This window comes from Arthrobacter sp. TB 26, assembly GCF_000427315.1.
Taxonomy (GTDB): Bacteria; Actinomycetota; Actinomycetes; order Actinomycetales; family Micrococcaceae; genus Arthrobacter.
The window spans coordinates 1-1,378 of sequence record NZ_AUPJ01000084.1; the positions used below are offsets into that span (position 1 = coordinate 1).

Genomic DNA, 1,378 nt, shown 5'->3' on the forward strand with positions numbered 1-1,378 from the left:
CCGCCACGCCCTCAGCGCCGTCGCCGTAGCCGAGTTCCTTGGCGTAGGCGCCCAGGAGGTCCCCGGCAAGCAGGAAGCTGCCGGTGACGGGGGCCTCAGCCGAGGCGGCCTTGATCCCGTGGGGTCCGGCCGGCAGGACGACGTAGGTGATGGCCGGCCCGACGGCGAGAGCCAGGTTGGTGGGCAGCGTCCAGGGCGTGGTGGTCCAGGCGAGCGCCTGCACGCCGGCGAGCTGCCGGGAGAGCTCCGACTCCCCCGCCGTGATGGGGAAGGTGACCGTGACGGTCTGGTCCTGGCGGTTCTTGTAGACGTCGTCGTCCATACGCAGCTCATGGTTGGACAGCGGCGTCTCGTCCTTCCAGCAGTACGGCAGGACGCGGTAGCCGTTGTAGGTCAGGCCCTTTTCGTGCAGCTGCTTGAAGGCCCACAGCACGGATTCCATGTACTCGACGTTGAGCGTCTTGTAGTCGTTCTCGAAGTCCACCCAGCGCGCCTGGCGGGTGACATAGCTCTTCCACTCGTCGGCGTACTTCATGACGGAGGCACGGCAGGCATCGTTGAACTTGTCGATGCCCATGGCCTCGATCTGGGTCTTGTCCGTCATGCCCAGCTGCTTCATCGCTTCCAGCTCGGCGGGCAGCCCGTGCGTGTCCCAGCCGAAGCGGCGTTCCACGCGGCGGCCGCGCTGGGTCTGGTAGCGGCCCACGAGGTCCTTGGCGTACCCGGTCAGCAGGTGGCCGTAGTGCGGCAGGCCGTTGGCGAAGGGCGGGCCGTCGTAGAAGACGAATTCGTTGGACCCGGGCTTTCCGCCAGGAAGGTCAGAATCGCGCTGGTCGATGCTGGCCTGGAAGGTGCCGTCCTCCTCCCAGTACTTGAGGATGCGTTCTTCGATCTCCGGGAACTTCACGGAGGCCGATACACCAGAGGTGTTGGAAGCAGCGGCGTTGGAAGCAGAGGTGGTGGCGCCTGCGCCGGACGGTGCGGCGGAGGCCTTCGGGTAATAAGTCATCTCGACATCCTGGGTTGAGCTAGTGAACAAATGGATTCATTCAGGATGCGAGGACGGCCCCTGCATTGTCTTTCAACAACACCGGCACCGCGGTACCACCTCACTTACCGCCACCGGACCCCTGCGAAAGGAGGGAGCACCGGCGTCGGCCGCTCATTACTGCTGTGACGGGCTTACCCGTCCGGTTCTACCGGCCCCGGCGCACAATATTTTTACAAATACGGCGTCGGGGCGTTCTTCCGGAAGCTCACCGGTGATGGCCGGGTCGAAGCTGCTACGAGAAGTCTAACAACTCTCACGTGCCCGCAATGCCTACACTGAATCCCATGATGTTCCGGACCAGGGGCCGCGGCGCCCCGCGTACGCCTG

Annotated in this window: 1 protein-coding gene; it reads right to left on the reverse strand. The window is 64.8% G+C overall.

Going from position 1 to position 1,378, the window contains the following annotated elements:
• Window positions 1-1,009 (reverse strand): class I tRNA ligase family protein (locus K789_RS0101900; protein WP_029704288.1); only part of this gene is annotated, 1,009 nt, incomplete at its 3' end.
• Window positions 1,010-1,378: the final 369 nt, after the last annotated feature.